The following is a 23,112-nucleotide window of genomic DNA, read 5'->3' on the forward strand; positions in this document are numbered from 1 at the left end:
TGAAGGCTAAAACTAGCATAGCCGCCCGGCAGTGAACGGCTATGTTTTTCTTTTTTTACTACAACTTACCGGCATCTACCACTGCCTTCACAAACGCCTCTGGCGCTTCTTGTGGTGGGTTATGGCCGATGTTTCCACTGAAGGTTCGGTGTTCATATTTGCCGGTAAATTTCGCCGCATAGGCCGCCGGTGCAGGATGTGGTGCGCCGTTGTTGTCGCCTTCAATGGTGATGGTTGGCACGGTGATATTCGACAGCGCAGCCAGTTTTTTCTCATCAGCCGCGTACTTCTGCTCGCCGTTTTCCAGCCCCTGGCGCCAGCGATAGTTGCTCAGGGTAATCGCAACGTGGTCCGGGTTATCCAGTGATTTGGCGCTGGTGTTAAAGGTCTCATCGCTGAACTTCCAGCCCGGAGAAGCCTGCTGCCAGATCAGTCTGGCGAAGTCATGGGTGTTTTTCTCATATCCTGCCGCGCCGCGTGGAGTCGCGAAATAGAACTGATACCACCATTGCAGCTCGGCCTGCGGCGGCAGCGGTTTTTTCCCTGCTTCCTGGCTACTAATCAGATAGCCGCTGACCGACACCAGCGCTTTCACCCGTTCAGGGTGCAGCGCCGCCACGATATCCGCCGTGCGTGCGCCCCAGTCGTAGCCAGCGAAAATGGCCTGTTTGATATGCAACGCATCCATTAGCGCAACGGTATCCTGAGCCAGCGCCGCCGGTTCACCATTACGAGGAGTGGAAGGGGAAAGGAACCGGGTGCTGCCGAAGCCGCGCAGATTTGGCACGATAACCCGGTAGCCCTGCTTTGCCAGCTCAGGCGCTACCGTATCAAAGCTGTTGATGTCGTAGGGCCAGCCGTGCAGCAGAATTACCGGCTGCCCGTCTTTCGGGCCGAGATCGACATAGCCGACGTTCAGCACGCCCGCGTTAATCTCTTTTATTTGTCCGGCATCAAAGCCCGCGGCTTCCGCCTGGCAGGCGAAGACGACCGAGAGAGAAAGAGGGGCAATCAGCGCAGACAGGGTCAGTTTGTTGAACATGATGTTTTCTCCAAAGCCATTAGAAAATGTTCGGTTATCACATCACGAGATTGTAGGCGGTGTGTTTTTCAAACCGCCCTTTTTGCATGGCGGCGTATCTGGCGGGGTCGTGGATACAGTGTGATACAAAGTGTTTTTACCCTCACCCTAGCCCTCTCCCTGGAAGGGAGAGGGGATAAAAAACCGCACACTTAACTAATTCCCCCTCTCCCCTTTGGGGAGAGGGCCGGGGTGAGGGGAAAATTATCCTGCCACTCTCGGTACAAGCCCCGGTGCCTGCCACATCGACGTCGTCAGGCCGCTGTCCACCAGCGTTAACTGGTCGGCATACACTTTTTGCCATTTGCGCTTCATCTCGTCGTAAAGCTCGCGGTGCGCCGGATTTGGCGTGAACTCTCGCTGCCACTGCACCAGACGCTCACCTGTGCTGGCTAGCGAATCAAAAAGCCCGGCGCCTACGCCAGCGGCAATCGCGCAGCCCAGCGCCGTGGCCTCTTTGACCACCGGCACGCGCACCGGCAGGCCGGTGACATCGCTCAGGATCTGGCTCCACAGCGCGCCTTTTGAACCCCCTCCGGCGAAGACGAGCGAGTCGAACCTCACGCCAGAAAAGCCGGAAATCTGCTCCAGATTACAGGCGGAGACAATCGCCGCGTTCTCCTCTAGGGCGCGGAATAGCGTCGCTTTGTTGCACTTCTCAGGGTCGATGGAAAGGTTAATGAACGACGGTGCGGCGTGGTACCACTGCTTGAAATGCATGGCATCAGAGAAAATGGGCATCACCCCGTGGGAGCCCGCAGGTACCCGGCCCGCCATCTCTTCCATTAGCGCATAGGTATCCACGCCGAGGCGCTCGGCCAGCAGCTTTTCTTCCGCGCAGAAGGCGTCCCGGAACCAGCGCATCGTCAGGCCCGTGAAGAAGCTAATGGACTCCGCCTGCACCATGTTGTGGATGACGTGTGGGTTAATGCGGATGTTCATGTCGGGGTCGGTTTTGATGGCCGGCAGGTTCACCACCTGCTGCCAAAATGTGCCGCCCAGCACCGCCGTCTGCCCAGGCCGGACAATGCCCAGCCCCAGGCAGCCAAGCTGGACGTCGCCGCCGCCCATCACCACCGGCGTGCCTTTTAGCAACCCGCTTTCTTCAGCCGCCTGTGGGGTTATGCCGCCCAGCACGGTGCCGGTTTCTTTGACCGGGGAAAGTATGTCGGCGCGCAGCCCGGCCATATCCAGCAGGGCAGGCCGCCAGTCGCGGGTCGATAGATCCAACATCCCGGTCGTACCGGCGTTAGAGGGGTCAACCGCCAGCTCACCGGAGAGTTTGGCCGCCAGCCAGTCGCTGATCATGGTGATGGTGGCGGCTTTGCGGTAGATATCCGGGCGATGATGTGCCAGCCAAAGCAGGCGGGGCATAGCACTCAGCGCCAGCGTCTGGCCTGAAACCTGGTACACCTCGGATTCAAACTGGAAGTCGTGGATCTCTTTCAGCTCGCTGACTTCGCGGCTGGCGCGAGCATCCACGTTTGCGCAGGCCCAGATTGGCTCGCCGTGGCGATCGTACAGCACAATCCCTTCCCGCATAGAACAGCAGGCAACGGCGCTAATCGCCGAAGAGGAGAGGTTAGCGTTGTGCAGGGCCTCGCGGATGCAGCGGCAGGCCAGCTGCCAGTTAACGGCGAGATCGAACTCCATCGATCCCGGCACATCTGTCACGCTCAAGTGCTTCCATTCGGCCTGGCCAACGGCTATTTGCTGGCCAGAAGTATCGAAGATCACGGCGCGGATACTGCCCGTTCCGGCGTCCAGTGCAAGTAGATAACTCATTCACAGACCTCTTCCGTCGCTCGTTCAATAAATAAACTCTTATCTATCGCGGGCGATTTGACCGATCTATTTGGATGTTTTGTGATCGCTGCACGGTTGCGATGGGCGATCCCTGACTAAGTTTTTGAACACTATCTCTTATTCACTGATGGATCCGGGAGAGAACTTGATGGCAGATCTGGATGATATTAAAGATGGAAAAGACTTCGGTATTGGCCAGCCGCAGGAGAACCGGGCGTTTTACCTGAAGGGAAGCGGGGCGCTGGACTGGGGCATGCAGTCGCGGCTGGCGAGGATTTTTAACCCCATCACCGGACGCACCGTGATGTTGGCTTTCGATCACGGCTATTTTCAGGGGCCGACAACCGGCCTGGAGCGTATTGACCTCTCTATTGCGCCGCTGTTCCCTGAAACCGACGTGCTGATGTGTACCCGCGGCATTCTGCGCAGCGTGGTCCCGCCTGCCACCAACAAACCTGTTGTGCTGCGCGCCTCCGGCGGCAATTCGATCCTCAGCGAACTCTCGCGCGAAAGTGTCGCCGTGACGATGGAGGATGCATTACGCCTCAACGCCTGTGCGGTGGCCGCGCAAATTTATATCGGCAGCGAGTATGAGCATCAGTCGATCAACAACATCATCAAGCTGGTGGACGAGGGAACGCGCTACGGCATTCCTACGCTGGCGGTTACCGGCGTGGGCAAAGAAATGGCCCGTGACGCGCGCTACTTCTCGCTGTCTAGCCGCATTGCCGCCGAGCTTGGGGCGCAGTTTGTAAAAACCTACTTCGTTGAGGACGGTTTTGAGAAAGTCGCCGCCAGCTGCCCAGTGCCGATCGTTATCGCCGGAGGTAAAAAACTGCCCGAGCAGGAGGCGCTGGAGATGTGCTTTAAGGCGATAGACCAGGGCGCATCCGGTGTGGATATGGGGCGCAACATCTTCCAGTCTGAAGCACCCCTGGCGATGCTGCAGGCGGTGAAGAAGGTGGTGCACGAGAAAGCATCTGCCCGCGAGGCCTATCAGTTCTGGCTTGAAGCGAAGCATCAGGGAGGTAAGGCATGAACGTCACGCTAGTGGAGATCAACATTAAGCCAGAGCGGGTCGACGAGTTTCTGGACGTGTTTCGGGCGAATCATGAAGGCGCCATCAAAGAGCCCGGTAATTTACGCTTTGATGTGCTGCAGGACCCGGAGGTTTCAACGCGATTTTATATCTACGAGGCCTATCAGGATGAGGCCGCGGTGCTGGCGCACAAGAAGACCCCGCACTATCTCGCCTGCGTTGAGAAGCTGGATGAGATGATGTCTGAGCCGCGTAAGAAGCAGAGTTTTATTGGGCTGCTGCCGTAGGGAATGCCCCCTCACCCTGGCCCTCTCCCCATGGGGGAGAGGGAATAAAACAAAGGAAGTGGGTTGAATAGGAAAAACCCCCTCACCCTGTCAGGGAGAGGGGCACTCAGCTTTCCTGCGCCTCTGCCGTCTCATCCTGCGTCACTCTCAGCCTGTAAAGCGCGCGCTTCGCGCACTCAAGCACATGCTCGCACTGCTCAATGGTCAGCGTTAGCGGCGGTTCGACCCGAATGGTTTTGGCATTATTCAGCGTCCCGGCCACCAGCACCTGCTGGCGGAACATCTGGCTGGCAAACTCGTAGCCGATGTCGTTGTCGCGGAACTCAATCGCCATTAACAGCCCCTGGCCTCGTGCCTCAACAACCAGATCGGGGAACTCACGGGCCAGCGCCCGGAAGCCATCCAGCAGCAGTTGCCCTTTCTGAGCCGCCTGAGCAGGCAGATTCTCTTCCAGCAGGTAGTGAATAGTCGCCAGCGCCGCAGCGCAGGCCAGCGGGTTGCCGCCAAACGTGGTGGTGTGCAGGAACGGGTTATCAAACAGTACGGAAAACACCTCTTCTGTCGCAACCGTGGCACCAATCGGCATCACGCCGCCGCCCAACGCTTTGGCAAGGCAGAGAATGTCCGGCTGCACGTTTTCGTGTTCGCAGGCAAACATCCTGCCGGTGCGGCCCATCCCGGTTTGCACTTCATCCAGAATCAGCAGCACGCCGTACTCGTCGCAAAGTTGACGCACCGCAGGCAAATAGCCTGGCGGCGGCAGAATCACCCCGCCTTCGCCCTGGATGGGCTCCAGGATCAGCGCGGCTACATCATCACCGGTTTTACGACATTCGCTGAACTGCGTGCGTAATGCCTCGATATTGCCAAAGGGCACGTGGCGGAATCCCGGCAGCAGCGGCATAAATGGTTTACGGAAAGTGGATTTCGCCGTGGCCGAAAGTGCGCCCAGTGACTTGCCGTGGAACGCGCCGCTGGTGGCAATAAAGGTAAATTTCCCTCGTGGCGACTGGTACGCTTTGGCCAGTTTTATTGCGGCTTCCACGGACTCAGTACCGCTGTTGCTAAAGAAGCTGTATTTGAGTTTACCCGGAGTCAGTGTGGCAAGCGTTTTAGCGAGCATCGCCCTCAGAGGGTCGAGCAGTTCCTGGCTGTGCAGGGGCTGCTTTTCAAGCTGATGCTGAACGGCGGAAACAACGACTGGATTACGGTGCCCCACGTTAAAGATGCCGAACCCACCCAGGCAATCGATATACTCTTTGCCCTGGGTGTCGACAAGCGTATTCAGGCTGCTCGCTTGCCACTCTACGGCTCCGTAATCCCCGCCGGCGGTAACGGACTTGCGGTACTCAAGAAAACCCGGATTAACGTGCTGCTGGAAGCTATCAACCACCTCCCGGTTTAGCGCCTTCATCTCCTCATGGCTAAGTGACTTCTTTTCAATAATGTTCAGTGCGTGCGCCGTACAGGCAAGGGCCGAGGCGCTGGAAGGTAACCTGTTCAAAATGTGCTCCTGGGTGTGGCGTATCACGCGATACACAAAATAAGTATTGCAGGGATTGCGCCAGGTAGCGCGCCGTAGGTGAAATCGGGATAAACGCCCGCAGGAGTACATCTGTGCAATAATTAATCACAATAGATGACATTTTGCGTGTTTTAATGCTGAGGGCCGATTGCGTGAGCATGACCTTGCTGAGAAGAGATTCGCACCATTTTGGGGCGACATGTTTCCGTATGGCGCAAAAAGGAAAATAAAGATCGGGCTTATTATTGTTTAGCATTTCTTAATGGTTAATAGATGCTTATTTATTCTGAAATACCGTATAACAATAAATGTCCTTATTCGTAAAGTTTTTAATATGGATTGGCCGTTTAGGATTTGTTTAAGTTATGATTCGGCGTGAAAATTAACCCGCGATATTCGTTATCATCAGGTGGTGGATATTAACTTGACCCGTTAAACACAAGGTGTGCATAGCGTGACTATCAATATAAAGGACATCGACAGCTCTTTATCAGAGCTAAATATTGCCATCCGCGATCATTATAACTGGGCAAATAAGTGCCTGCGCCTCAGCCTGCTGGGCGGTGAACCCGATAAAGAAATCAACGATCTGCATTCCCATCAGCATTGTCGTTTCAGCCGCTGGCTGGGGCAGCGTTTGCAGGGGGGGAGTCTGGACCGGGAGTTGATTCTGCTGATTGATAAGCACCACACCGATATGCACGCTGCCGCCCGGGTACTCATGTTATCTATTATCGGCAAACAGGTTAGTGAAGAATTGCTGAATCATTACAATGAAGCGCAGCAAAATTTTATTTCCAGTATCGACCAGTATAAAGAATACCTTTTTTCCTACCGCAATTTGTACGACGCGTTAACCGGCCTGCCGCTACGCCATTTAATGTATCAGGAATTTCCGCTGATACGCTCTCGCTGCGAGCGTGCGGAGCGCAACCTTTATTTGCTGATCATGGATATTGACCGTTTTAAAACGATCAATGACACCTGGGGACACAACGCCGGAGATGATGTGTTGCGCAGCGTCGCATCCATTCTTAAAGGGGCTACGCGTAACGAAGAGCGCATTTATCGCTTTGGCGGCGAGGAGTTTATTATGCTGCTGGAAGCGACCAGTCGTGAGCAGGCAGAGCGGGCCGGGCAGCGCATTTGCCAGCACTTAGCCAGCCAGCCCATCAGCGTGGATGACCAGGCAATCCGCGTGACGGTAACCGGGGGGCTAACCCTCGTCAGTGCGAATGACTCCCTGCACAGCGCCATTGGTCGGGCAGACAAAGCCATGTATTACGGCAAAAACACGGGCCGCAATCGCTGTATTCTGGCTTTGTCTGACGAAGAAATGGTCACGCTGGAATAATGCGTTACGCGTTCGCCATCCTGTGTTCCCCGTTTACCAGCGCAGCACGATCGAAGGTGCGCTCAATCACCCCGTTGGCCATAAACGCCGCCCGGTCGGACATATGCGCAATCACGTCGGCATCGTGGCTGACCAGCAGATAGGTCATGCCGTGCTGCTGCTTCAGACGATTGAGCAGGTTGAGGATCTCCGCCTGGACCGACATATCCAGCGCGGAAGTGGGTTCGTCGAGCAGCAGAATTTTGGGGCGAAGCAGCAGCGCACGGGCAATCGCCACGCGCTGGCGCTGGCCGCCGGAAAGCTGGTGCGGGTAGCGTTTTGCCGCCTCGGACGGCAGGCCGACCTGCTCTAATGCTTCCGCCACTCGGGCTTCAATCTCGCTTTCACCATGGATTTTCAGCGGCTCGGCCAGCGTGCGCCAAATCGTGTGGTTGGGGTGCAGCGAGGCATACGGATCCTGAAACACCATCTGCACTTCGCGACGCAGCGCGCCCTGGAAGCGTTTCCCTGCCGCAATGCGGTTGCCCATCAGCTCCACAACTCCCTTCCAGTCACGCTGTAGCCCGGCCAGCACGCGCAGGATGGTAGATTTCCCGCAGCCGGAAGCGCCAATCAGGCTAAATGTCTCGCCCTGTTCAAGAGAGAAACTGGCTCCGGCGACGGCGGTTTTGATCCCGCCTTTGGCGGCGAACTGCACGCTTAGATTATCAACCTTAACGATCGCCATAGGTTTCTCCTGGCTGGAATTCGATGCGGTTCAGCGTCGGTAGCATCTGCCCGTAGGTGTCGGCATTTGGACGGCAGGTCCAGAGCGTGCGCGTGTAAGGATGCGTGGCCTGCGGCAGCTCGCTTGCCGCCATTTCATCGACTTTTTGGCCCTGGTACATCACCAGCACACGGTGGCAGTGTTCCGCTACCAGCGGCAGATCGTGGCTGATCAACAGCAGCGCCATTTGCCGCTGTTCGCACTGGGCTACCAGCAGCTCAAGGATTTGGTTGCGCAGGCGGGCGTCGAGCGCCGACGTAGGTTCGTCCGCGATCAGCACTTTGGGATTATTGGCGAGCGCAATGGCGATCATCACGCGCTGGCCCATGCCGCCGGACAGTTCGCCGGGGTAACGCATCAGAACCGCATCCGGCAAACCAACGGATTGCACCAGTTCGCGGCAGCGATCGCGGCGTTCGGCAGTGGACAGCTTCTGGTGCAATCGTAGCGCTTCGTCAATTTGCTGCTGCACGCTTTTGACCGGGTTCAGCGCATAGCGCGGGTCCTGCAGCACCATGGCGATGTCACTGCCGCGCAGCTGGTTCCAGCGCCGGGCATTCATGTCGAGCAGGTCGTGCCCCATCACGCTGAGCTGCTCTGCACTCACTTTGCCTGGTTTACGCACCAGCCCCATCAGCGCGCGAGCCGTCATGGATTTGCCTGAGCCGGATTCGCCGACCAGCGCCAGGCGTTCATTGCCCAGCGTGAAGGAGAGGTTGCTGACTACCCGGGTGCCGGGATAGTCGATATTCAGCCCGGAAACGGTAATTCTGTTAGTCATGTTGCGGCTCCAGCACGTCGCGCAGGCCATCGCCCAGCAGGTTAAACGCCAGGCTGCTCAGCAGAATGGCGGTGCCCGGAATGGCGGCAATCCACCATTGGTCGAAAATGACCTGCATTCCGTCGGCAATCATCGCGCCCCATTCGGACATCGGCGGGCGGGCGCCTAAGCCGAGGAAACCCAGACCGGCGGCGGCAAGAATAATCCCGGCCAGATCCAGCGCCAGGCGCACAATGGCGGAAGGCAGACACAGCGGCAGAATATGGCCGACCAGCAGCCGCAAGCCTTTGATGCCCATCATTTCTGCGGCCGCAAGATAATCGCTATGGCGCAGGCGCTGTATTTCACTTCTTGCCTGGCGGGCATAGGCGGGCCAGGTGGTCAACGCCAGCGCCAGCGCGCCGTTAACCAGTCCTGGGCCGAGCATTGCCACAAAGGCAAAGGCCAAAATCAGGCGGGGCATCGACATGACTACATCGGTAAAGCGCATCAAGATACGCTCCAGCCAGCCGCCGTAATAGCCGGACAGAATGCCAATCAGCAGCCCAACCGGCAGGGTAATAATGGTCACCAGCAGCACCAGGCCCAGCGCCGGGCGAGTGCCGTAGAGCAGGCGAGAAAGCAGGTCGCGGCCATAGCTGTCGGTGCCCAGCAGATGTTGGGCGTTGGGCGCCTGCAAGCGCGCGGCGGCATCCTGCCAGTTGGGATCGAACGGAGCCAGCCACGGCGCAAACAGCGCGATAAGCACCAGCCCGGCAATGATAATCAGCCCGCTAAGGGCCGCCGGGGAGCGCAGCATGCGTCGCAGAAAAAGAGAAGACGGCATCAGCGGGTCCTCGGGTCGGTGGCGCGCACCAGTATGTCGGTCAGGTTATTGATCAGCACAAATGACACGCCGATCAGCAGCGTGCCGCCCATGATGGCGGTGGTATCCCCGGCAAACAGCGCGGTGGTGAGATAGCGGCCAATACCCGGCCAGGAGAAGACGGTTTCCGTCAGCACCGCACCTTCGAGCATGCTGGTGTAAGCCAGAGCGATCACGGTGAACAGCGTGCCGCGAATGTTGGGCAACACATGGCGCAGCAGAATCGCCATGCCGCCTGCGCCCTTCGCGCGGGCGAGCGTAATGTACTCTTTGTTCATTTCGCTCAGGCAGGCCGTGCGGGTCAGGCGGGTGATGCTGGCGAGAGAATAATAGGCCAGCAGCAATACCGGCAGAATCAGGTGGTTAATGGCGTTGAGAAACGCGCCTTTATCGCCGGAAAGCCAGGTATCGATCAGCACGAAGCCGGTTTTGGCCTCGACGCTGTACTGGTAAATATCGTCGAGCCGCCCAGGCCCGGCGCTCCACTGCAGACGAGCATAGAAGAGTGCCAGCATCAGCAGACCCAGCCAGAAAATAGGCACGGAGTTGCCCAGCAGGGTAAAAGTGCGCACCACGAGATCCAGCGGTGAACCGGCGAACCGGGCGCAAAGCACACCAAAAAGTACGCCAAGTACGCTGCCGACGATAAGCGCCAGGGTGGCGAGTTCCAGGGTGGCGGGGAACGCTGAAAGCAAATCATGCAGCACCGGCTGGCCGGTTGAGCTGGCTATGCCTAAATCGCCGTGGGCGAGATTGACCAGATAATGCCAGAACTGCACGGGCAGCGACTGGTCCAGCCCCAACTGGTGGCGAACCTGATCGTAAGTGGACTGGCTGGCGTGGTCGCCGACGATTTGCAGCACTCTGTCCACCGGGGACAGCGCAGACAACGCGAAGGTAATCAGCAGCAGGCCAATCAGGGTCAGAGCAAGGGTAAATATTCCCTGAAGCAGGGTGAGCAGCGGACGCCGCAGGCGCTGCGACGAAGGCGAGACTTCGGACATGGGTAACTCTTTTATGCGCTAATGGTGATTAACCCCCCGACCGGCCTCTTTCACGATGGAAAGGGCGGGGCGAGGGGCCGTTCAGTTATTTCGTGACGTTATCGTAATACACCATATCCGCATTCAGGCCCTGCTGGTAGCCTTTGATGTTATCTCGCACCACAACCTGAGTTTTACCCTGGTCAATAAACACGTACGGGGAGCTACGCTGCAGCTCTTCCTGCAGTTTGGTATAGAGATCTTTGCGCTTGGCCGGATCGGCCTCTGCTACGGCAGCCAGCGTTTGTTTATTCAGCTCCGGGATCTGCCAACCGTTCAGCCCGGCCACGGTGCTGGCTTTGCCGTCGTTATAGGCGAAGGCGCTGGCGTTGGAGTGGGCGTCGAAGTAATCCGGGATCCACAGGCGAATGGCGGCCTGGTGCTGTTTCGCGCGTACGCGGGCATACACCTGGCTACCGGCGGCTGGCAGCAGATCAACCTTCACGCCGCCCTGGGCAAAGCTTGCCTGCATGGACTGAGCGATGGTGATAAACGGCGGTTTGTTTTCCACATCCAGCGAGAAATGTGCGTCTTTGATGCCCGCTTTTGCCAGAATTTCTTTCGCTTTCGCCGGGTCAAATTTGAACGGGGTATTTTCCAGCGCGCCCGCGAAGCCGACCGGCAGGAAGCTTTGGTGAACGAAGTACTGGCCTTTCAGCAGATCTTTAGTAATGCCCTGGTAATCCACCAGGTAGCGAGCCGCTTCCCACAGCGCCGGGTTTTTCAGCAGCGGGTTGGCGTTGTTGCCGACGTTAAACACTAAATAGTTCTGCTCGGCTGAAGGAATGCTCAGCACCTTCACGCCCGGCTTGCCTTCCAGCGCGCTGGTCTGGTCAGACCCCAAATCACGGGCGATATCGGCGTCACCCTGCTGAATCAGCAGGCGGCGAGCGGCCGGATCGGGCACGTTTTTAATAATAATGTTCTTCACTTTTGGCGCATCGCCCGGAGAAGTCGGGTTGGCATCCAGCACGATAGCCTGATGTGGCTGATAAACGCGCATTTTGAACGGGCCGCTGCCGGCAGAGTGCATTTTCAGCCATTCGTTGCCGAAGTCACCGGCTTTCACGTTTGGCTCAACCGCTTTTTCATCCACGATAGAGGCGATAGGCGTGGAAAGAATATTCAGCGCAACCGCCGGGCTGACGTCCGCGGTCCAGTGCACTTCCAGCGTGTGGTCATCCACTTTCTTCAACTGGCTGGCAATGTTGTCAGGCTGCCAGCCCAGTACGTTCAGGATAAAGGCCGGGGATTTGTTCAGCGTGACCGCGCGGGTGTAGGAGAAGATCACGTCTTCCGGGCGCAGCGGGTTGCCGGAGGCAAATTTAGCGTCCGGGCGCAGCTTGATGGTCAGTTTCTTATTGGCCGCATCGCCTTGCCAGCTGGCCGCCAGAATCGGCACGACTTTGGCCGGGTCCGTGCGGTCTGCCTGCACCAGGCGCTGATAAAGGCTCGGCACGGTCTGAATACTTGAGAGTTCGTTGGCCTCAGCCGGATCAAGGCTGACGATGTCGTCCAGCCCTTGAGCTACCACCAGGGTATCCGGCGGCGTGGCAGCGTGGGAAGCCGCAGACAGCGCAGCCAGCAGCAGTAATGGCAGAACTTTTTTTTGCATGTGTGTACCCTGTAATTGTGTTTTTTATCGACTTTTCTCTGTGTATTTACGTTAGGTGAGTTATCTCAATTCACAAAGTCAAAATTGCGCTTTGCATATAAATATACGATATATCAAATGCGATAAAGTGCTGAGAACCTGACGGCCACTTGCTGTAAGGGAGCGTCAATATCGACGATGATGAAGGTTCGGTTAAGCTTCCGTTCACCGTACCTGTTTTCTCCCTCGCCCCTTTGGGGAGAGGGCCGGGGTGAGGGGCGTGGAGTAATGCCACCTGAGACATTCACATGTCCGGTAGCGGAAGATAAAACTGAACGGACCCCGATCCGCCCCAGCACAATCGCTTGTGTTTGTGACGAAGAGGCGAAACAGAAAAAAGGCCAAAAAAAGCCCCCACGCGCTGGTGAGGGCTTCTCTATTCATCCCCTATCCCGCAAGGGGAGAGGGGCAGGGTGAGGGGAAAAACTACTCGTTAATCCTCGGATGCTGATCCACCAGCAGAGCACGCTTCGCCTGCAGCGTTTCGATTTCCTTATCCAGGTCCTCAATTTTCTGCTCGATATTGTCGTGATGCTCCTGCACGATTTCACGCGCTTCGGCAATATCAGACGCCGCAGGCGTCGCGCCTTTCAGCGGCTTATTGGCGGTCTCTTTCATGGTGATCGCGGTAATCAAGCCGATAATCGCCACCACCATCAGGTAGTAAGCCGGCATCATCAGATTTTGCGTACTTTCGACCAGCCATGCGGCAAGCGTAGGTGTCAGGCCGGCAATCAGCACCGAAATGTTAAAGGCGCTCGCCAGGGCGCTATAGCGGATGTGGGTCGGGAACATCGCCGGTAAGGTCGAGGCCATCACCCCAATAAAGAAGTTCAGCACCACCGCCAGCACCAGCAATCCGGCAAAAATCAGCCCAATGGCGCCGCTGTTAATCAGCATAAAGGCCGGGATAGCGAACGCGAACAGGCCAATACTGCCGAGGAAGACAAACGGGCGACGACCAAAACGGTCGCTCAGCAGGCCGATCATCGGCTGAACGAACAGCATCCCCACCATAATGGCGATGATGATCAGCACCCCGTGCTCTTCCGAGTAATGCAGGTTATGGGACAGGTAGCTCGGCATGTAGGTCAGCAGCATGTAATAGGTCACGTTGGTTGAAATCACCAGACCAATACAGACCAGCAGACTGCGCCAGTGCTTAGTAGCAATCTCTTTGAACGAGACTTTTGGCCCTTCGGCCAGGCCTTCACGATCGCCTTGCTCCATTTTCTCAACGTGCTGCTGGAATGCCGGGGTCTCTTCCAGCGCATGGCGCAGATAAAGCCCGATAATACCTAACGGCAACGCGAGGAAGAACGGAATACGCCAGCCCCAGTCGAGGAAGTTTTCTTCGCCAACGATAGCGGTAATCAGCACAACCACGCCCGCGCCGCAGACGAACCCGGCTATCGAACCGAAGTCCAGCCAGCTGCCCATAAAGCCGCGTTTACGGTCGGGAGAGTATTCGGCTACAAAAATAGACGCGCCGGTATATTCCCCGCCGACCGAGAAGCCCTGGGCCATTTTTGCCAACAGCAGCAGGATAGGTGCCCAGATGCCGATAGTGGCGTAAGACGGGATAAGCCCGATGGCAAACGTACTGAGCGACATGATGACAATGGTGATAGCCAGGATTTTCTGACGACCGTATTTATCCCCTAGCATCCCGAAGAACAGTCCACCTAGCGGGCGAATCAGGAAAGGAACAGAGAAGGTCCCCAGGGCGGCAATCATCTGCACGCTAGGGCTGGCGTCCGGGAAGAAGACTTTACCCAGAGCGTAAGCAACAAAACCGTAAACACCGAAATCAAACCATTCCATCGCGTTGCCCAGTGAAGCGGCAGTGATGGCTTTTTTCAGACGCGCATCGTCAATAATAGTGACGTCACTGACCTTGATCGGTCTGACTTTCTTTTTCCTTTTTAACATTCTTTATCCTCGTGTTTTCCTTGCGGGGGTAAAAATTCCCTCTGTAAGTGTAGTGCGCCGCGCAATAAGCGCTGGCGAAAACTGCAGCACTCAGATGAGGCGGCAATAAAGCGAAGTGAAAAGTAATAACCCATTGGAACTATGTGAAATGCAATGCTTAAACTAGTCTCATAAATTATGTGGCTAATACTTAGAACTGTGATCAATATCAAATTTTTTAACTAAAGTAAAATTTCGCTACGCCGAAATAACATGCATACCACCAAAGAATTAACATCTGGATAACCTCTCAAAGGGAGTTGCTATGTCCGCCCATGTGCCGGTCACCCAGCGTGAATACACGCTTGATGACGATACGACCCTGATGTCCACCACCGATCTGAAAAGTTACATTACGCACGCGAACGATACCTTCGTGCAGGTCAGTGGCTACTCGCTACATGAGCTAAGCGGCGCCGCGCACAACCTCGTGCGACATCCCGATATGCCCAAAGCGGCCTTTGCCGATATGTGGTTCACCCTGCAGCAGGGCGAGCCGTGGACGGGCATCGTGAAAAACCGCCGTAAAAACGGTGACCATTACTGGGTACGTGCCAATGCGGTGCCGGTGGTGCGCCACGGCAAAACCACCGGCTATATGTCTATTCGCACCAAAGCCTCGCCGGAAGAGATTGCCGCTGCGGAGCCGCTCTACAAGGCGCTGAACGAAGGCCGCAGCAACAAGACCGTCTATAAAGGCCTGGTGCTGCGTAAAGGGCTGTTCGGCAAGCTACCAACCATGTCACTGCGCTGGCGTATTCGCGGGTTAATGAGCGGTTTGTTTGTTCTGCTCATGGCCTCGGCGTTTGCCCTCGGGCAAAGCCCGCTGCAGATGTTAGCTATTGCGGCATTTACCGCCTTAGCTTGTGTATTACTGGAATGGCAAATTGCCCGTCCGCTGGAAAACGTGGCTCGCCAGGCGCTGGAAGTGGCTACCGGCAACAGCCACCGCGTGAAGCACCTCCAGCGCAGCGATGAAATCGGGGTGATCCTGCGCTCCATCGGCCAGCTTGGGCTGATGTGCCGCTGGCTTATCAACGACGTCAGCAGCCAGGTCGCGAACGTGCGCAGCGGCAGCGAGGCGATGGCTAAAGGGAATGACGATCTGAATGAACGTACCCGCCAGACGGTGGTTAACGTGCAGCAAACGGTGGCGACCATGAACCAGATGGCGGCGTCGGTGCAGACCAACTCGGAAACCGCCTCGGCGGCAGACAAACTTTCCAGCTCCGCCAGCGACGCGGCGGCGCAGGGCGGGCAGGCGATGGAAACCGTGGTCACCACCATGGACGACATTGCCGACAGCACCCAGCGCATCGGCTCCATCACCAGCCTGATTAACGACATCGCCTTCCAGACCAATATCCTGGCGCTTAACGCGGCGGTAGAGGCGGCTCGAGCCGGTGAGCAGGGCAAAGGGTTTGCCGTGGTGGCCGGGGAAGTGCGTAACCTGGCGCAGCGTAGCGCCAGTGCGGCCAACGATATCCGCAAGCTGATTGACGCCAGCGCCAGCAAGGTGCAGTCCGGCACGGTGCAGGTGCATGAGGCGGGGCGCACCATGCAGGATATTGTAGCTCAGGTGCAGAACGTCACTCAGCTTCTCGGGCAGATAAGCCACGCCACGTCAGAGCAGGCGGATGGCCTGGCGGACATTACCCGCGCGGTGGCAGAGCTGAACGCGATAACGCAGAAAAACGCTGCGCTGGTGGAAGAGAGCGCGCAGGTCTCGGCGATGGTGAAGCACCGCGCTACTCGCCTCCAGGATGCGGTCACGGTTCTGGGTTAAGGTGTTTCCGGCGGTTAGCCAGCGCTATCCGGCTGGCTCCGCTTATACAGGCGGCGAGGGTGACCAATCTTGCCGTACAGCATTTCGACGCTGAGAAAGCCTTTTTCCACGCAGTGTTCCAGGTAGCGGCGGGCGGTGGTTTTGCTGAGTTTGGTTTCGCTGACCACGTCGTCTACCGAGAAACAGCGCTGAGCTTCGGCTTCGCGAAACAGGCGCTGGACCAGCTCCAGCGTGTTCTCCTCGATACCTTTGCTGCCCGCATCCAGCGGGGCGTTGCGCGCCTGCAGCTCATAAAGCTTATCGACGTTCTGCTGATCCACCACTTTCCATTCGCGCTGCTGCTGGCTGAACTGCACGAAGCGCTCCAGTGAGTGGCTCAGGCGTTTCCACGAGACCGGCTTGAGGATGTAGTCAAACGCGCCGCTGCGAATCGCCTGGCTGCAGGTGTCCATATCGCTGGCGGCGGTAATGAAGATCACCGAGCAGGCGTGCTGTTTTAAAAGGTCGCTGCCAAACAGCGTGATGCCTTTCCCGTCCGGCAGATAGTTATCCAGCAGGATAAGCTGCGGCTGCTTTTCCAGCATCAGGCGCTGGGCGGCCGCCAGGCTGTTGGCTATTCCCACCAGGTGCAGGTGGGGATGCTTATCAATCAGCTCCGCGTGAAGTTCGGCCAGTTCGCTCTCATCCTCCACGATAAGCACGTTAATCATTTCATTTTGCATACTCAAAAGCCTTACGTTGGGCTGAGGTCGCTCCCCGGAACGACAACATCTGGAATAAATACTGAGAACACGGTGCCGCTCGGCAGGTTATCGGAAACCTCCACCGTGCCCTTCGCCAGCGCGACGTAGCTGGCGATCAGGTGCAGGCCGAGCCCGTGGTCGCCGTGGGTTTTGGTGGTGACGCCCGGCGTGAAAATATGGTCACGCAGTTCAGGCGCAATGCCGACGCCGTGGTCGGCCACCTCGATGACCAGCTCCCGGTCGTTTATCACGATATAGACTTCCACCGGCTGGTGCTCGCCTTCGGCGCGCTGGGTGGCCTCGATGGCGTTATCCAGCAGGTTACCAATAATCGAAATCAGCTCGGATTCCGGCACGTTGCTCGGCATTCTCGTCATGCTGCAGGCCGGATCGAACGCCAGCGACACGCCTTTCTCACGCGCTCTGGCGTATTTGCCCAACAGCAGGCCGCACAGCGTGGCGGAACAGAAGCGTGCGGAGACAAAATCCAGCACTTCCTGGGCGTGCTCGGACTGCGCTTTGATATAGCGTTTGGCGTCATCGTAGCGGGCCATGTGCAGCAGCCCGGCGAGCGTTGCCATGCGGTTAAGCTGCTCGTGCCGCATGATGCGTAGGTTGTCCACGTAGCGTTTCACCTGGCTGAGCTGGAAGCTCAGGCTATCAATATCTTTGCGGTCGCGGAAGGTGATCACCCAGCCCTGCAGCACGCCCTCAAGCTCGATACGAACCCGGCTGGCAAGCACGCTGAGATCGTTAAAGGCGCAGATTTCATCGTGGGTATCTCGCGCCAGCATGACTTCAGGAGCGAAGAACGTCACCGGCTGGATCACCTCGGCAATCTGCTTGCCGCGGATCTCGCGTGAAGGCTGTTCCAGGCCCAGCAGTTTCTTCGCCGCCTTGTTGATCACCTCGATCTGCGAGCGGCTGTCGATGGCGATCACGCCTTCGTAGATCGACTCCATCATCGCTTTTTGCTGGCGCACCAGCAGGCTGATCTGCCGCGGCTCCAGCGAGAACATCTGCCTTTTGATACTGCGGGTGAAGTACCAGGAAAAGATAAACAGCGCCAGCAGCAAAATGATCGCCGCCAGCAGGATGTTGATCACCTTGCCGGACGTGACGTCATCGAGGTAGCTCTTCAGGTAGCCCACCGACACAATGCCAATCACCTTGCCGTGCTGGTCGAAGATTGGGGCTTTGCTGCGCAGCGACAGGCCGAGGCCGCCTTTGCGCAGCGTGGTGATGCTTTTGCCCTGCAGCACTTCCTCGTTATCGCCGCCGACCAGCGTTTTGCCCACGCGGTCGGCATGCACGGAATGATAGAGATGAATGCCGTGCTCGTCGCCGATGACGATAAAGCTGGCATCGCTATGCACGACCAGCTTTTGCATAAAGTTGTGTATTGCCGGAATATCTTTTTTTTCCACCGACTCCTGCAGGGTAGGAATTAAGGCAATCTCTTCCGCCTGAATTCTCGCCCGGGTGCTCATTTCCTGATAAAGCTGCCGGCCAACGTCGAAATAGTAATAGGTTCCGAGCATGGCAAAGAGCACGGAAAAAAAGGCAACCAGGTAGATAAACAAGCGTATCTGAAAGGAAACTTTCATAGGCCAGGCGTGTATTCAGTGAGGCAAAATGGCAGCTTAACACCGATGCCCCGCTGGCTGCGCGGCTTTGAACGAAAGTTTGAACAACCTCACGCAACGGCACTTTTCGTTAATTTCAGCCAATTTTTTTGCACTCTCTTAAGGTTTGTCTAAGCCGGGAATAAAAACCATAAAAACCACGAAGAAATAAAAACCATTAACGCCATAGATGCCTTTAAATTAACGGTTTTAATCTGCTACCCCTCACATTACAGGGGTATTTAATCTTTTAGTCTGCCCCGACAAATTAAAAAAAGGGGCTTGATATGAGCACGACCGATGATTCCTACAACATCATTCCTGAATCCATTGATATTAATAAGCCGACGCTCAAAGAGCGCTGGTGGCATATTCTCGACAGCTGGAAAGTGGGGATTATCCCGCTGCCGCTGTTTGTGCTGGCAGGGGCGCTGATCGCCATCGACTGCCTCGGCGGTAAACTGCCGAGCGATATCGTGGTGATGGTGGCGACGCTGGCCTTCTTCGGCTTTGCCTGCGGCGAATTTGGTAAACGCCTGCCGGTGATCGGCAAAATGGGTGCCGCCGCCATCTGCGCCACCTTCATCCCTTCCGCGCTGGTGTACTACGGCCTGCTGCCGGACGTGGTGGTGGAGTCCACCACCAAATTCTATAAATCCACCAACATCCTTTACCTCTACATCTGCTGCATCATCGTCGGCAGCATCATGAGCATGAACCGCACCACGTTAATTCAGGGCTTCCTGCGTATTTTCTTCCCGATGCTGTGTGGCGAAGTCGTGGGCATGATTGTTGGCATGGGCGTTGGTCTGGCGCTGGGCCTTGAGCCGTTCCAGATCTTCTTCTTCCTGATCCTGCCGATCATGGCCGGGGGCGTTGGGGAAGGGGCGATCCCGCTTTCCATCGGCTACGCCACGCTGCTGCATATGGATCAGGGCGTGGCGCTGGGCCGCATTCTGCCTATCGTGATGCTGGGCAGCCTGACGGCGATCGTTATCTCCGGCTGCCTGAATCAGCTGGGAAAACGCTTCCCGCACCTGACCGGCGAAGGCGAACTGATGCCGGGTAAAACCAACGGCGGTGAAAAAGAGCAAACCGCCGCCTTGTTCAACGGCAAAGCAGACGTGACCACTATCGCTTCCGGCGCTCTGCTGGCGGTGCTGCTCTACATGGTGGGTATGCTGCTGCACAAACTGATTGGCCTGCCGGCTCCGGTCGGGATGCTGTTTGTCGCGGTGCTGATCAAGCTTTGCCACGGCGTTTCCCCACGCATGCTGGCGGGCTCGCAGGTGGTTTATAAATTCTTCCAGACCGCCGTGACCTATCCAATTCTGTTTGCCGTGGGCGTCGCCATTACGCCGTGGAATGAGCTGGTTGACGCTTTCACTATTACCAACCTGCTGGTCATCGTCAGTACCGTCAGCGCGCTGGTGGCGACCGGTTTCTTCGTCGGTAAAAAAATCGGTATGCATCCTATCGACGTGGCCATTGTGTCCTGTTGCCAGAGCGGGCAGGGCGGGACCGGCGACGTCGCCATTCTGACCGCCGGTAACCGCATGTCGCTGATGCCGTTCGCCCAGATTGCAACCCGCATTGGCGGGGCGATCAACGTCTCGGTGGCGCTGCTGGTGCTTGGCAACTTTCTTGTCTGACTTTTGATTAACCAGGAACTGTTATGAAACTCGCAAGTTATGTACTTCAGGGCCAGCGGAGCTACGGCGTGGTAACGCCGGAAGGCATCGTTGACCTGGGCCGCCGTTTAGGCTCGCGTTTTGCGGATTTAAAGGCTTTGCTGGCGGCAGACGCGGTGCATGAAGCGCTGGCGTTTGCCGGGCTGAAGGCCGATGTGGCGGCGTCAGACGTTCGCTGGCTGCCGGTCATCGAACGCCCGGAGAAAATTCTCTGCGTCGGCATGAACTACGCTGACAAGCGCAAAGAGTTCGACCAGCACAATCCGGCTCCAACCCTGTTTGTGCGCTTTGCAGACTCCCAGACCGGGCATGACTCCCCGGTGGTAAAACCGCATCACTCCAGCGAGTTCGACTATGAAGGCGAGCTGGCGGTGATCATCGGCAAAGGTGGGGTGAATATTTCTGCGGCGGATGCCCTGAACCACGTCGCGGGCTACAGCTGCTATATGGACGGGTCGGCGCGCGACTGGCAGCACACCTGGTTTACCGCCGGGAAAAACTGGCCGCAGACCGGGGCTTTTGGCCCGTGGATGACCACGTCGGATGAAATTCGCGATCCGCACGATCTGGCGATCCGCACCTGGCTGAACGGGCGCATGGTGCAGGAAGACAACACCAGCAGCATGATCCACAAGGTTGCCGAGCTTATCGAATACATCTCGACTTTTACCTCGCTCAGCGCGGGGGACGTGATCATCACCGGTTCTCCCGGTGGCGTCGGCAAAAAGCGCACGCCGCCGCTGTTCATGCAGCCGGGCGACCGCATTGAAGTTGAAATTGAGCGCATTGGCCATCTCAGCAACGTGATCGTTGCGGCCCGCGAGCCTCTGGCTTCCGGGGCGGTGGCGCACTAACGCTATGTTCCAGCCCAACTCCATCGAGTTCAGTACCGTCGATCCGCTGCGGCAGCCGCAGGCGCTGGCCGCCATTCGGGATCTGCTGGGGCGGAACCAGCTCGGGCTGGACGGCGACATTCAGCTGTTCGTCGTCGCCCTTTCAGGGGCAAAAATCGTCGGTTGTGCCGGGCTGGCGTGGCGCACCATCAAATGTGTGGCGGTGGATGAAGCCTGGCGTGGGGATAACCTTAGCGTGCGTTTACTGGGGGAAATCCAGCATATCGCGATGGAGCGCGGGCAGGCGCATTTGTTCCTGTTCACCCGCCCCTACAACCTCGACCGGTTTCGCCAGAGCGGCTTCTGGCCGCTGGTGCAGGTGGATGAGGCGGCGGTGCTGATGGAAAACACGCCCGTCGGCATCAGCCGCTACTGCGCCGGGCTGGAGAAACTGCGGCAACCGGGCAACCGGATCGGCGCCATTGTGATGAACGCTAACCCGTTCACTCTCGGCCACCGCTATCTGGCCGAGCAGGCGGCGCAGCGCTGCGACTGGCTGCATCTGTTTGTGGTACGCGAGGACGCTTCGTTTTTTCCGTTCGAGGAGCGGTGGGAGATGGTTCGCCAGGGAGTGGCCCACTTGCCTAACGTGATTGTGCATCCGGGGTCCGACTACCTGATCTCCCGCGCCACCTTTCCGGGCTATTTCCTGAAAGAGAGCGGGCTTATCGACAAAACCTGGAGCGCAATGGACCTGATGATTTTCCGTGACTACGTTGCCCCGGCGCTGGGCGTGACGCACCGCTTTGTCGGCAACGAACCGTTCTGCGCGGTGACCCGGGAATACAACCAGGCCATGCGCTACTGGCTGGAAGTGCACCGCCACCACAGCGCGGCGTCGATTCAGGTGATCGAGCTGCCGCGAAAATGCCATGCCGCCGGACGAGAGATTTCCGCCTCTGAAGTGCGAGCCTTACTCAAGAGCAAGCAAATGGCCCGCATCCGGGACATTGTCCCGGACAGTACCTTTAGCCATCTCCAGCGGCACTACGCGCGGGATGTGGCCTGAATTTTTTAACCAGGACAAAGCCTTATGAGAATCGTAAAGCAAGCCTTAGCCGGGACGCTGGAGTCCAGCGATCTGCTGGTGAGAGTCGCCCCCGCCGAAGGTGAGTTCAGCCTGATGATACACAGCGAAGTACAAAAGCAGTTCGGGGAGCAAATTCGTCGTGTGGCGGAGCAGACGCTCGCTCAGCTCGGCGTGAAAGAGGGGATTTTTATTCTGGAAGACAAGGGGGCACTGGACTGCGTGATCCGCGCCCGTTTGCAAAGCGCGGTGCTCCGTGCCGCCGATGCCGAACAGATTGACTGGGGAAAACTACAATGAAAAAACTCCGTCGCAGCATGTTGTTCCTCCCCGGCGCTAACGCCGCCATGCTCTCCACCGCTTTTATTTACCGCCCGGATTCGATCATGTTCGACCTGGAAGACGCCGTGGCGCTGCGTGAGAAAGACACCGCCCGCGTGCTGGTGTTTCACGCGCTGCAGCACCCGATGTACCGCGACATCGAAACCGTGGTTCGTATTAACCCGCTTAACACTCCGTTTGGCCTGGCCGATCTCGAGGCCGTCGTGCGCGCCGGAGTGGACGTGGTGCGCCTGCCAAAAACCGACACGCCGGAAGATATCTTCCTGCTGGAATCTCACCTCGAGCGCATTGAGCGTGAGTGTGGCCGAGAGCCAGGCTCCACCAAACTGATGGCGGCGATTGAATCCGCCGTCGGCGTGATCAACGCCGTCGCCATCGCACGTTCTTCCCCTCGTCTGATTGGTATTGCGCTGGCGGCGTTTGATTACGTGATGGATATGCAAACCGAGCGTGGCGACGGCACGGAGCTGTTCTATGCCCGCTGCGCGGTGCTGCATGCCGCGCGCGCCGCCGGGATTGACGCGTTCGACGTGGTTTGGTCTGACGTGAATAACGAGGCCGGGTTCCTGCGGGAAGTCGAGCTAATCCGCAAAATGGGCTTCAACGGTAAATCGCTGATCAACCCCCGGCAGATTGAGCTGCTGCATAACGCCTACGCGCCAACTCAGGACGAAGTCGATTATGCCCGCCGGGTGATTGCCGCCGCCGACGAAGGGGAGCGCAACGGCCTGGGCGTAGTGTCGCTCAACGGCAAGATGATCGACGCGCCAATCATTAACCATGCGCAGGTGGTGCTTGAGCGCGCCGCGGCTTCCGGCGTGCGCCGTTAAGGA

The 23,112-nt window shown here is 57.5% G+C and carries 20 protein-coding genes; 9 read left to right on the forward strand and 11 right to left on the reverse strand.

Going from position 1 to position 23,112, the window contains the following annotated elements:
- Positions 1-58: 58 nt before the first annotated feature.
- On the reverse strand, positions 59-1,042 hold the full coding sequence (locus F3J26_RS08990) for an alpha/beta fold hydrolase (protein ID WP_166993381.1): 984 nt from the start codon (positions 1,040-1,042) through the stop codon (positions 59-61).
- Positions 1,043-1,285: 243 nt separating this feature from the next.
- A complete protein-coding gene (gene lsrK / locus F3J26_RS08995) occupies positions 1,286-2,866 on the reverse strand; it encodes an autoinducer-2 kinase (protein ID WP_008460494.1) in 1,581 nt (526 codons plus the stop codon).
- 169 nt (positions 2,867-3,035) lie between these two features.
- Here lsrK and lsrF point away from each other — a divergent pair, with 169 nt between their 5' ends.
- Both lsrF and lsrG read left to right on the forward strand, forming a co-directional pair.
- Entirely contained in the window at positions 3,036-3,926 is an 891-nt protein-coding gene (gene lsrF, locus F3J26_RS09000; protein ID WP_008460495.1) for a 3-hydroxy-5-phosphonooxypentane-2,4-dione thiolase, read from the forward strand.
- Positions 3,923-4,213, forward strand: coding sequence for a (4S)-4-hydroxy-5-phosphonooxypentane-2,3-dione isomerase (gene lsrG / locus F3J26_RS09005; RefSeq protein WP_008460496.1), 291 nt, complete (start codon positions 3,923-3,925; stop codon positions 4,211-4,213). Before lsrF ends, lsrG begins: the two co-directional genes overlap by 4 nt.
- A gap of 106 nt (positions 4,214-4,319) precedes the next feature.
- Here lsrG and ygjG read toward each other — a convergent pair whose 3' ends face one another.
- On the reverse strand, positions 4,320-5,717 hold the full coding sequence (gene ygjG / locus F3J26_RS09010; RefSeq protein ID WP_205246436.1) for a putrescine aminotransferase: 1,398 nt from the start codon (positions 5,715-5,717) through the stop codon (positions 4,320-4,322).
- Between the two features lie 475 nt (positions 5,718-6,192).
- On the opposite strand from ygjG, the gene F3J26_RS09015 reads away from it, so the two are divergent.
- Positions 6,193-7,092, forward strand: a complete 900-nt coding sequence (locus tag F3J26_RS09015; protein WP_166993384.1) for a diguanylate cyclase — start codon at positions 6,193-6,195, stop codon at positions 7,090-7,092.
- A 4-nt stretch (positions 7,093-7,096) separates the two neighbouring features.
- On the opposite strand, the gene F3J26_RS09020 is transcribed toward F3J26_RS09015, so the two are convergent.
- The 6 genes from F3J26_RS09020 to proP all read right to left on the reverse strand — a co-directional run bounded on the left by F3J26_RS09020 (position 7,097) and on the right by proP (position 14,133).
- Positions 7,097-7,819 carry an ATP-binding cassette domain-containing protein gene (locus F3J26_RS09020; protein ID WP_166993386.1) on the reverse strand — a complete coding sequence of 241 codons (723 nt, stop codon included), beginning with the start codon at positions 7,817-7,819 and terminating at the stop codon, positions 7,097-7,099.
- Positions 7,806-8,639, reverse strand: coding sequence for an ATP-binding cassette domain-containing protein (locus F3J26_RS09025; RefSeq protein WP_166993388.1), 834 nt, complete (start codon positions 8,637-8,639; stop codon positions 7,806-7,808). Before F3J26_RS09025 ends, F3J26_RS09020 begins: the two co-directional genes overlap by 14 nt.
- Complete coding sequence (locus F3J26_RS09030; protein WP_166877127.1) at positions 8,632-9,465, reverse strand: ABC transporter permease; 834 nt, start codon at positions 9,463-9,465, stop codon at positions 8,632-8,634. Before F3J26_RS09030 ends, F3J26_RS09025 begins: the two co-directional genes overlap by 8 nt.
- Positions 9,465-10,508 carry an ABC transporter permease gene (locus tag F3J26_RS09035; RefSeq protein WP_166993390.1) on the reverse strand — a complete coding sequence of 348 codons (1,044 nt, stop codon included), beginning with the start codon at positions 10,506-10,508 and terminating at the stop codon, positions 9,465-9,467. Before F3J26_RS09035 ends, F3J26_RS09030 begins: the two co-directional genes overlap by 1 nt.
- Positions 10,509-10,593: 85 nt before the next feature.
- Complete coding sequence (locus F3J26_RS09040) at positions 10,594-12,162, reverse strand: ABC transporter substrate-binding protein (protein WP_039299945.1); 1,569 nt, start codon at positions 12,160-12,162, stop codon at positions 10,594-10,596.
- 465 nt (positions 12,163-12,627) lie between these two features.
- On the reverse strand, positions 12,628-14,133 hold the full coding sequence (gene proP, locus F3J26_RS09045; RefSeq protein WP_008460508.1) for a glycine betaine/L-proline transporter ProP: 1,506 nt from the start codon (positions 14,131-14,133) through the stop codon (positions 12,628-12,630).
- A 304-nt stretch (positions 14,134-14,437) separates the two neighbouring features.
- Here proP and F3J26_RS09050 point away from each other — a divergent pair, with 304 nt between their 5' ends.
- Complete coding sequence (locus tag F3J26_RS09050) at positions 14,438-15,958, forward strand: methyl-accepting chemotaxis protein (protein ID WP_166993392.1); 1,521 nt, start codon at positions 14,438-14,440, stop codon at positions 15,956-15,958.
- Between the two features lie 14 nt (positions 15,959-15,972).
- Here F3J26_RS09050 and F3J26_RS09055 read toward each other — a convergent pair whose 3' ends face one another.
- Positions 15,973-16,680, reverse strand: a complete 708-nt coding sequence (locus F3J26_RS09055; RefSeq protein WP_008460511.1) for a response regulator — start codon at positions 16,678-16,680, stop codon at positions 15,973-15,975.
- A gap of 11 nt (positions 16,681-16,691) precedes the next feature.
- Entirely contained in the window at positions 16,692-18,308 is a 1,617-nt protein-coding gene (locus F3J26_RS09060) for an ATP-binding protein (RefSeq protein ID WP_166993394.1), read from the reverse strand.
- A 305-nt stretch (positions 18,309-18,613) separates the two neighbouring features.
- Between F3J26_RS09060 and F3J26_RS09065 the strand changes: the two genes are divergently transcribed.
- From F3J26_RS09065 to citE, 5 genes are read left to right on the forward strand one after another with little or no spacing between them, the layout of a single operon-like run.
- Positions 18,614-19,978, forward strand: a complete 1,365-nt coding sequence (locus F3J26_RS09065; protein ID WP_008460515.1) for a 2-hydroxycarboxylate transporter family protein — start codon at positions 18,614-18,616, stop codon at positions 19,976-19,978.
- Positions 19,979-20,001: 23 nt separating this feature from the next.
- Positions 20,002-20,871, forward strand: coding sequence for a fumarylacetoacetate hydrolase family protein (locus F3J26_RS09070; protein ID WP_008460517.1), 870 nt, complete (start codon positions 20,002-20,004; stop codon positions 20,869-20,871).
- Between the two features lie 4 nt (positions 20,872-20,875).
- The gene (gene citC / locus F3J26_RS09075; RefSeq protein ID WP_166993396.1) at positions 20,876-21,919 is read left to right on the forward strand and encodes a [citrate (pro-3S)-lyase] ligase; all 1,044 of its coding nucleotides are present in this window, start codon (positions 20,876-20,878) and stop codon (positions 21,917-21,919) included.
- A gap of 24 nt (positions 21,920-21,943) precedes the next feature.
- The gene (citD, locus tag F3J26_RS09080; protein ID WP_008460521.1) at positions 21,944-22,237 is read left to right on the forward strand and encodes a citrate lyase acyl carrier protein; all 294 of its coding nucleotides are present in this window, start codon (positions 21,944-21,946) and stop codon (positions 22,235-22,237) included.
- Positions 22,234-23,109 carry a citrate (pro-3S)-lyase subunit beta gene (gene citE / locus F3J26_RS09085; RefSeq protein ID WP_008460523.1) on the forward strand — a complete coding sequence of 292 codons (876 nt, stop codon included), beginning with the start codon at positions 22,234-22,236 and terminating at the stop codon, positions 23,107-23,109. Before citD ends, citE begins: the two co-directional genes overlap by 4 nt.
- Positions 23,110-23,112 lie beyond the last annotated feature (3 nt).

It is taken from the genome of Enterobacter sp. Ap-867, from assembly GCF_011752855.1.
In the GTDB taxonomy this organism is placed as follows: domain Bacteria; phylum Pseudomonadota; class Gammaproteobacteria; order Enterobacterales; family Enterobacteriaceae; genus Cedecea.

What these genes read in the sequence shown, in the direction of transcription:
- lsrK (WP_008460494.1), bottom strand. Translation starts at nt 2,866, where the DNA reads ATGAGTTATCTACTTGCACTGGACGCCGGAACGGGCAGTATCCGCGCC.
- lsrF (WP_008460495.1), top strand. Translation starts at nt 3,036, where the DNA reads ATGGCAGATCTGGATGATATTAAAGATGGAAAAGACTTCGGTATTGGC.
- F3J26_RS09060 (WP_166993394.1), bottom strand. Translation starts at nt 18,308, where the DNA reads ATGAAAGTTTCCTTTCAGATACGCTTGTTTATCTACCTGGTTGCCTTT.
- F3J26_RS09035 (WP_166993390.1), bottom strand. Translation starts at nt 10,508, where the DNA reads ATGTCCGAAGTCTCGCCTTCGTCGCAGCGCCTGCGGCGTCCGCTGCTC.
- F3J26_RS09030 (WP_166877127.1), bottom strand. Translation starts at nt 9,465, where the DNA reads ATGCCGTCTTCTCTTTTTCTGCGACGCATGCTGCGCTCCCCGGCGGCC.
- citD (WP_008460521.1), top strand. Translation starts at nt 21,944, where the DNA reads ATGAGAATCGTAAAGCAAGCCTTAGCCGGGACGCTGGAGTCCAGCGAT.
- citC (WP_166993396.1), top strand. Translation starts at nt 20,876, where the DNA reads ATGTTCCAGCCCAACTCCATCGAGTTCAGTACCGTCGATCCGCTGCGG.
- citE (WP_008460523.1), top strand. Translation starts at nt 22,234, where the DNA reads ATGAAAAAACTCCGTCGCAGCATGTTGTTCCTCCCCGGCGCTAACGCC.
- F3J26_RS09070 (WP_008460517.1), top strand. Translation starts at nt 20,002, where the DNA reads ATGAAACTCGCAAGTTATGTACTTCAGGGCCAGCGGAGCTACGGCGTG.
- proP (WP_008460508.1), bottom strand. Translation starts at nt 14,133, where the DNA reads ATGTTAAAAAGGAAAAAGAAAGTCAGACCGATCAAGGTCAGTGACGTC.
- F3J26_RS09050 (WP_166993392.1), top strand. Translation starts at nt 14,438, where the DNA reads ATGTCCGCCCATGTGCCGGTCACCCAGCGTGAATACACGCTTGATGAC.
- F3J26_RS09020 (WP_166993386.1), bottom strand. Translation starts at nt 7,819, where the DNA reads ATGGCGATCGTTAAGGTTGATAATCTAAGCGTGCAGTTCGCCGCCAAA.
- lsrG (WP_008460496.1), top strand. Translation starts at nt 3,923, where the DNA reads ATGAACGTCACGCTAGTGGAGATCAACATTAAGCCAGAGCGGGTCGAC.
- F3J26_RS09040 (WP_039299945.1), bottom strand. Translation starts at nt 12,162, where the DNA reads ATGCAAAAAAAAGTTCTGCCATTACTGCTGCTGGCTGCGCTGTCTGCG.
- F3J26_RS09065 (WP_008460515.1), top strand. Translation starts at nt 18,614, where the DNA reads ATGAGCACGACCGATGATTCCTACAACATCATTCCTGAATCCATTGAT.
- F3J26_RS09055 (WP_008460511.1), bottom strand. Translation starts at nt 16,680, where the DNA reads ATGCAAAATGAAATGATTAACGTGCTTATCGTGGAGGATGAGAGCGAA.
- F3J26_RS08990 (WP_166993381.1), bottom strand. Translation starts at nt 1,042, where the DNA reads ATGTTCAACAAACTGACCCTGTCTGCGCTGATTGCCCCTCTTTCTCTC.
- F3J26_RS09025 (WP_166993388.1), bottom strand. Translation starts at nt 8,639, where the DNA reads ATGACTAACAGAATTACCGTTTCCGGGCTGAATATCGACTATCCCGGC.